This is a genomic window from Pseudonocardia sp. McavD-2-B, assembly GCF_024124365.1.
Taxonomy (GTDB): Bacteria; Actinomycetota; Actinomycetes; order Mycobacteriales; family Pseudonocardiaceae; genus Pseudonocardia; species Pseudonocardia alni.
On sequence record NZ_JAMXSG010000282.1, the window covers coordinates 1 to 7,410 of the forward strand.

Below are 7,410 nucleotides of genomic sequence, written 5' to 3' on the forward strand. Positions count from 1 at the left end.
AGACCGAGCCGACGGGCGGACCGGGCCGCGCGGGCGACGGCGCGGCGCTGGCGGGTCGGCACGTCCCACGCCTCGGGGGGGTGCGACAGCCAGCGGTAGCGGTAGGCCGTCCAGGGCAGGAGCAGCAGGTAGACGAACCCGGCGACGGCGATCCCGAGGAACGGGATCGTGATCAGGATCGCGACGACCGCGGCCACCCCGACGAGCAGCCACCGGGTGGTGCGCGGGGAGACCCGGACCGTCTTGAGCGACAGCGTCGGGATGCGGCTGACCATGAGCCCGGCCGTGACCAGCGCCCACACCGCGACCAGCGGACGCTCCGACCACCAGCCCTGACCGAAGTGCAGCCACAGGTAGATCGGGATGCCCGCGGTCAGCGCGGCCGCGGGAGCCGGGACGCCGACGAAGAACTCCCGGGCGAACGGCGGGGCGCTGTCGTCGTCGATCAGGGTGTTGAAGCGTGCCAGGCGCAGCGCCATGCACACCGCGAACACCAGGGCCACCATCCAGCCGGCCCGGGTGCCCTCGAACGCCCAGATGTAGATGACCAGGGCGGGGGCGACACCGAAGGACACGAGGTCGGCCAGCGAGTCGAGCTCGGCGCCGATCCGGCTGGAGGCGTCGAGCAGCCGGGCCAGGCCGCCGTCGAGGGCGTCGCAGAGCGCGGCCACCAGGACGGCGATGATCGCGAAGTCGAAGCGCGACTGGAGCGCGAAGTAGACCGCCGTCAGGCCGGCACAGAGGTTGAGGACGGTGACCGCGTTCGGCAGCAGCCGCACGCCGGCGGGATAACCGCCGGCGGGGCGGGACATCCCCACGACCTCAGCGCTCCGCCGGCCCGGCCACCAGGCCGAGCACGGTCTCCCCGCCCACGGTCCGCTGGCCGGGGCGGACCAGCGCGGTCGTCCCGGGCGGGAGGTAGGTGTCCACGCGCGAGCCGAACCGGATGAGGCCGAACCGCTCGCCCGCGGCGACCTCGTCGCCGTCGCGCAGGGCGCAGACGATCCGGCGGGCCAGCAGGCCGGCGATCTGCACGACCCCGACCCCGACGCCGTCGGCGCGGACCACGGTGATCGCGTTGCGCTCGTTGTCCTCGCTCGCCTTGTCCAGGTCCGCGGACAGGAACGTGCCGGGCGAGTACTGGACCCGCGCGACGCGGCCGTGCACCGGGACCCACTGGACGTGCACGTCCAGCACGGTCAGGAAGATCGAGACCCGGGTGTGCGGGACGCGCGGCAGGTCGAGCTCGGCGGGCGGGACCGTCTCGGTCACGGTGGCGACCGCGCCGTCGGCGGGGGCCAGCACCGCGTCGGTGCGCAGCGGCGGGGTCCGGACGGGGTCGCGGAAGAACAGCGCGGTGGCCGCGGTGGCGAGCAGGCCCGGCAGGGTGCCTCGGCCGGTGAGGGCGCGCACCCCCGCCGCGGCGAGCGCCACACCGGCGACGATCGGACGCCCGCCCGGGTGCATCGGGGGGATCGCGTCCCGGACCAGTCGGGCGATGTGGGTCGGGGAGGTCCCGGTTCCTTCGGCCATGGTGGGTCGTCGGCTCCTGATGCTCCGGTGGGGGATCACCAACGCTACGCGGGCGCCGCGGACGGCTGTCCGGCGGGACGACCGGGACACGCCGAGGATCCGGGGGTCCCCGCGCCGAGACGGGACCGGTGGCACGATCGTCGGTTCGTGCCCGGAGCCGGCCGCACGCGGTGCGCGACCCCGCGGGCCGGTCGGGGGCAGAAAAAGGGCCGGGGCCGTCGTCCCCCGAGACGACGACCCCGGCCTTGGAACCGCTCGTCCGCTCCCCAGCGACGGGCGGTGGGTCTTGTGCTGTAAAGGGTCTACCCCTCCACGCCAGAAAGTATTCCTCTCCGACGACCGGCAGTCCAGATCACGACGGATGTCCGCCGTGATCTACCTCTTTTGGCCGAACGGACACCCCCTAGGACGTCGCCCGCGGTGAGATCGTTGCCCCGACGGCCGATGACATAGCTCACACTTTCGGCGCAGCCGCACTTCCGCGCGAGTGGTGGGCCCGTCGCACAGCGCGATCCCGCTCGCAGCACCCGGACGCCCGTTCCGGTCCGCCCGGCTCCGCGGGTCACCGCCCGGCGCGCCGGGCCGCGGCCACCGGACACCGGGTCACGGGGCGTCGAGCAGCCAGACCGCGACCTGCTCGCCGTCGGCGACGGAGGTGGTGTCGGCGGGCAGGTCGATCAGGCAGTCGGCCCGGGCGAGCGCCGCGATCAGGTGCGACCCGGTGGACCCCACCTCGGACACGGTCCCGGCGGCGGCGTCGAGCAGGCCGCGCCGGAACTGGCGGCGCCCCGCGGGCGAGGCCAGCGCACCGGACAGCCGGGCGGTCACCACCGGCCGCGCCGGCGCGGGGTGCCCGGCCGCCGCCCGGAGCGCGGGCCGGACGAACACCTCGAACGAGACCTGGGAGCTCACCGGGTTCCCGGGCAGGGTGACGGTGGCGACCCCGGTCCCGCCCAGCTCGAGCCGGCCGCAGCCCTGCGGACCGCCGGGCTGCATCGCGACCTTGCCGAACTCCACGCCGTGGCCGGTCATGGCGTCCTTGACGACCTCGTAGGCGCCGGCGCTCACGCCGCCGGAGGTGAGGACGAGGTCCACGCCGTCGCCGACCTTCTCCGCGAGCACCGCGCGGAACCGCTCGACGTCGTCGGGGACGAAGGACAGCTGCTCGGCCGTCGCGCCGGCCTCCCGGACCGCGACGGCCAGCATCGTGCCGTTGGACTCGTAGATCTGCCCGGGCTCCAGCGTGCCCCCCGGGGCGACGAGCTCCGAGCCGGTGGACAGCACGAGCACGTGCGGGCGACGGCGGACCGGCAGCTCCGCCCGGCCCACGGCGGCGGCGAGCCCGATCTGGGGCGCGGCCAGCACCGTCCCGGCCCGCAGCACGACGGCACCCGACGCGGCGTCCTCACCGGCCCGGCGGACGAACGCGCCCGGCTGCGGGGCCTCGTGGATCCGGACGCGGTCGAGCCCGCCACCGGGACCGGCGTCGGTCTGCTCGACCGGCACGATCGCGTCCGCGCCCTCGGGCACGGGGGCACCCGTCATGATCCTGGCCACCGTGCCCGGCGCCAGCGCGGGGACGTCGGTGCGCCCGGCCGGGATGTCGGCCGCGACCGGGAGCTCCACCGGCGAGGCAGCCGAGGCGCCGGCGAGGTCGGCCGCACGGACCGCGTAGCCGTCCATCGCGGAGTTGTCGAAGGGCGGCAGCGCGACGCCCGCCGTCAGGTCCTCGGCCAGTACCCGGCCGCTCGCGGCGGCCAGCGCGACCGGCTCGGTCCCGGTCGGCGGCAGCAGGGCCGCGACCGCCGCGGCGTGCTCGGAGACGCTGCGCGGACCAGCCTGCGACCAGGTGCTCATGGCCCCTATCCTGCCCGCCGTCGCGGACGGCCCGCAGCCCGGCGGGGTCCGCTTGCACTCACCACGGGCGAGTGCTAGAAACGGGCTCAGCATCCACTGGCACTCGTGTCCGTGGAGTGCCAAGGTCGGGTCGGTGAGTCCGGCGCAGGGTTGCCGGGCGTCCGTCGCGGGCACCGCATCCGATCACTCGACTCACCTCTATCGGAGGGCAACACCCCCATGGCGAAGCAGATCGCGTTCGACGAGGAGGCCCGTCGGGGCCTCGAGCGGGGCATGAACACCCTCGCCGACGCCGTCAAGGTGACGCTGGGCCCGAAGGGCCGCAACGTCGTGCTCGAGAAGAAGTGGGGCGCGCCGACCATCACCAACGACGGTGTGTCGATCGCCAAGGAGATCGAGCTCGAGGACTCCTGGGAGAAGATCGGCGCCGAGCTGGTGAAGGAGGTCGCCAAGAAGACCGACGACATCGCGGGCGACGGCACCACCACCGCCACCGTGCTGGCCCAGGCGCTGGTCCGTGAGGGCCTGCGCAACGTGGCCGCCGGCGCGAACCCGATGTCGCTCAAGCGCGGCATCGAGAAGGCCACCGAGGCTGTCTCCCAGGCGCTGCTGAAGTCGGCCAAGGAGATCGAGACCAAGGAGCAGATCGCTGCCACGGCCTCCATCTCGGCCGCCGACCCGCAGATCGGTGAGCTCATCGCCGAGGCGATGGACAAGGTCGGCAAGGAAGGCGTCATCACGGTCGAGGAGTCGCAGACCTTCGGGCTCGAGCTCGAGCTCACCGAGGGCATGCGCTTCGACAAGGGCTACATCTCGCCCTACTTCGTGACCGACGCCGAGCGCATGGAGGTCGAGCTGGAGGACCCGTACGTCCTCCTCGTCTCCTCCAAGATCTCGACCGTCAAGGACCTGCTCCCGCTGCTGGAGAAGGTCATGCAGTCGGGCAAGCCGCTCGCCATCATCGCCGAGGACGTCGAGGGCGAGGCCCTGGCCACCCTGGTCGTCAACAAGATCCGCGGCACCTTCAAGTCCGTCGCCGTCAAGGCCCCGGGCTTCGGTGACCGCCGCGAGGCGATGCTGGCCGACATGGCCATCCTGACCGGTGGCGAGGTCATCTCGGAGAAGGTCGGCCTCAAGCTCGACACCGCCGACCTGTCCCTGCTGGGCACCGCCCGCAAGGTCGTCGTGACCAAGGACGAGACCACCATCGTCGACGGCGCCGGTGACGCCGACCAGATCGCCGGCCGGGTCAACCAGATCCGCGCCGAGATCGACCGCACCGACTCCGACTACGACCGCGAGAAGCTCCAGGAGCGCCTCGCCAAGCTGGCCGGCGGCGTCGCCGTCATCAAGGCCGGCGCGGCCACCGAGGTCGAGCTCAAGGAGCGCAAGCACCGCATCGAGGACGCCGTCCGCAACGCGAAGGCGGCCGTCGAGGAGGGCATCGTCGCCGGCGGCGGCGTGGCGCTCATCCAGGCCGGTGCCGGCCTGTTCGAGGGCCTCGGCCTGGACGGTGACGAGGCCACCGGCGCGAACATCGTCAAGGTCGCGCTGGAGGCCCCGCTCAAGCAGATCGCGGTCAACGCCGGCCTCGAGGGCGGCGTCGTCGCGGAGAAGGTCCGCAACCTGCCCACCGGTGAGGGCCTCGACGCCGCCACCGGCGAGTACAAGGACCTCATCAAGGCCGGGATCATCGACCCCGCCAAGGTGACCCGCTCGGCGCTGCAGAACGCGGCCTCGATCGCGGCCCTGTTCCTCACCACCGAGGCGGTCATCGCCGACAAGCCGGAGAAGGGCGGCGGCGCCCCCGCCGACCCGACCGGTGGCATGGGCGGCATGGACTTCTGATCGGTCCTGCCTCACCAGGCACACAGCACCACCCCGCGGGGGCGGTACCGGTTCGCCGGTGCCGCCCCCGCGGCGCGTCCGGGGGCCGCCGTCACCCCAGGGCGACGACGGCCGCGCGGGCCCGCTCCCGCAGCGCCGTCACCAGCTCCGGCGGGTCCAGCACCCGCACGTCCGGCAGCAGCGGCCACAGCGCCCGCCCGGCGTGGAAGAGGTCCCCGAACGCGGCGACGACCTCGGTCGTCCCGTCCCGTGTCCGCTCCTCGTCCACGGTGACGGCCGACAGCGCGTCGCGGCGGTCGGCGGGCAGCACGAGGTGGACCCGGATCCCGGGCCGCCGCGCCCGGAAGTCCTCCCGGCGGCGCAACCACAGCTCCTCCAGGTCGACGCCCTCGGGCCGGTGCGCGGGCTCGGCCAGCGGCTCGGCCTCCTCGATCCGCGACACCCGGTAGGTGCGGTCGTCCCCGTCGCGCAGCGCCAACAGGTACCAGCGCCCCGACGCCTGGACCAGCCCGACCGGGTCGACGACGCGTTCGGCGGCGGGCCCGGGCTGCGCGCCCGGCCGGGTCCCGGTCCGGTAGCGGATGCGGAGCCGGACCCCGCCGAACACCGCGCGCTGGACGGCGGTGAGCACGTCGGTGGTCGCGCCGTCGTCGGTGTCGCGCAGCCAGCCACCACGCCGGACCAGCACCCGTCCGGCGGCGTCGGTGGCCTGTTCCCGGGCGGCGTCCGGCAGCGCGGCGACGATCTTGCGCATGGCCGAGGCGAACTCCGGCCCCAGCCCGAGCGCGCCGGGCGTCGACGTCGCGCCGGAGCCGAGCAGCGCGACCGCCTCCCCCGGGGTCAGGCCGGTGAGGTCGGTGGTGAAGCCGGGCAGCAGTGCGAAGCCGCCGTGCCTGCCGCGTTCGGCGTAGACCGGGATGCCCGCGGCCGACAGCGCCTCGACGTCGCGCAGGACGGTGCGCTCGGAGACCTCCAGCTCACGCGCGAGCACGGCGGCGGTGGTCCGGCCGCGGTGGCGCAGCAGGAGCACGAGGGACAGGAGCCGGTCGGCGCGCACGTCCCGGAGAATGGCATGGAATCACGACAGGAGGTGTCGGGTATCGCGGGCACGCTGGCGCCCATGACGAATCCGACGCTCACCACCGACCCCCGCCCCGCCTACCTGGCCGCCCTCGACTGGGTCGCCGGCCTCGCCCGGGCCGTGCCCGCCGACCGGATGGCCGACCCCACGCCCTGCGACGACTTCGACGTCCGCACCCTGCTCGCGCACCTGGTCACGACACTGCGCAGACCGGCGGCGCTCGCCGCCGGGACCGACCCGATGGCCGCCCCGCTGGTCAGCGACGACGTCCTCGACGACCCGGTGTCGGCCTACGTCGACGAGGCGGCGGCGCTGCAGGCCGTCTGGTCCGGCCCGGACGGCGAGACGCTGCTCGACCGGGTCGCGCGGCTGCCGTTCGGCGAGGTCCCGGCGCGGGCCGCGCTGGCCGTGTACCTGAACGAGACGCTGGTGCACGGCTGGGACCTGGCCGTCGCCACCGGGCAGGACCCGGAGGCCGACCGGGAGCTGGCGACGACGGCGCTTGCCACCGCCCACGCGTATCTGCCCGCCGAGCGGCGTGGCGGCCCGGTGCCGTTCGGCCCGGTCGTGGAGCACCGCCCGGAGGCGGGGCCGACCGAGCGGCTGGCGAACTGGTCGGGCCGGGTGTCGACGGGCTGGGTGGGCTGACGGGCCGGGCGGGCCGGGCGGACCGACGGGCTCCGGTGTCGCGGCTCCCCCTCGTGAGCCGCGACGCCGGAGCCCCGCCCGCCCCACCGGCTCAGGCGGCCGGTGCGATCAGCCAGGCGGCGAGGTAGACCAGTGCCGCCGCGCCACCGGTGACCAGGGTCAGGACGAGGACCGCGATGCGCAGCAGCGCGGCGTCCGCACCCAGGTCGGCGGCCAGACCGCCGCAGACACCACCGAGCATCCGGTCGGTCCTGCTGCGCCGGAGCCGGAACGCGGCGACGCGGTCGCCGATCCCCTGCGCCGTCGTCCGGGTCCCGGCGCCGCCGTACGGCGTGCCCGCGGTGTGCGGCGCCCCCGTCGTGTAGGGCGCCCCGGTGCCCGGACCGGGGCGGGCGGCCCCGGGGACCGCCCGCCGGCAGCGGCGTCCGGTGCAGGAGACCGCG

Annotated in this window: 7 protein-coding genes; 2 read left to right on the top strand and 5 right to left on the bottom strand. The window is 74.9% G+C overall.

Annotation, left to right across the window (positions count from 1 at the left end; all coding sequences use genetic code 11):
• The 3 genes from pssA to glp all read right to left on the bottom strand — a co-directional run.
• On the bottom strand, window positions 1-812 hold an 812-nt coding region (gene pssA, locus NH602_RS25865), incomplete at its 3' end, for a CDP-diacylglycerol--serine O-phosphatidyltransferase (protein WP_253069150.1).
• A gap of 10 nt (window positions 813-822) precedes the next feature.
• The gene (locus tag NH602_RS25870) at window positions 823-1,533 is read right to left on the bottom strand and encodes a phosphatidylserine decarboxylase (protein WP_226354032.1); all 711 of its coding nucleotides are present in this window, start codon (window positions 1,531-1,533) and stop codon (window positions 823-825) included.
• 603 nt (window positions 1,534-2,136) lie between these two features.
• Window positions 2,137-3,390: a gephyrin-like molybdotransferase Glp gene (gene glp / locus NH602_RS25875; protein ID WP_253069151.1), complete on the bottom strand. Its 1,254-nt coding sequence runs from the start codon at window positions 3,388-3,390 to the stop codon at window positions 2,137-2,139.
• Between the two features lie 219 nt (window positions 3,391-3,609).
• Here glp and groL point away from each other — a divergent pair, with 219 nt between their 5' ends.
• The gene (gene groL / locus NH602_RS25880) at window positions 3,610-5,238 is read left to right on the top strand and encodes a chaperonin GroEL (RefSeq protein WP_020622657.1); all 1,629 of its coding nucleotides are present in this window, start codon (window positions 3,610-3,612) and stop codon (window positions 5,236-5,238) included.
• Between the two features lie 91 nt (window positions 5,239-5,329).
• On the opposite strand, the gene NH602_RS25885 is transcribed toward groL, so the two are convergent.
• A complete protein-coding gene (locus NH602_RS25885; protein ID WP_253069152.1) occupies window positions 5,330-6,295 on the bottom strand; it encodes a YafY family protein in 966 nt (321 codons plus the stop codon).
• Window positions 6,296-6,358: 63 nt separating this feature from the next.
• Between NH602_RS25885 and NH602_RS25890 the strand changes: the two genes are divergently transcribed.
• Window positions 6,359-6,967, top strand: coding sequence for a TIGR03086 family metal-binding protein (locus NH602_RS25890; RefSeq protein ID WP_253069153.1), 609 nt, complete (start codon window positions 6,359-6,361; stop codon window positions 6,965-6,967).
• Between the two features lie 91 nt (window positions 6,968-7,058).
• Here the strand turns inward: NH602_RS25890 and NH602_RS32040 are convergent.
• On the bottom strand, window positions 7,059-7,410 hold a 352-nt coding region (locus NH602_RS32040), incomplete at its 5' end, for a PspC domain-containing protein (RefSeq protein WP_308292882.1).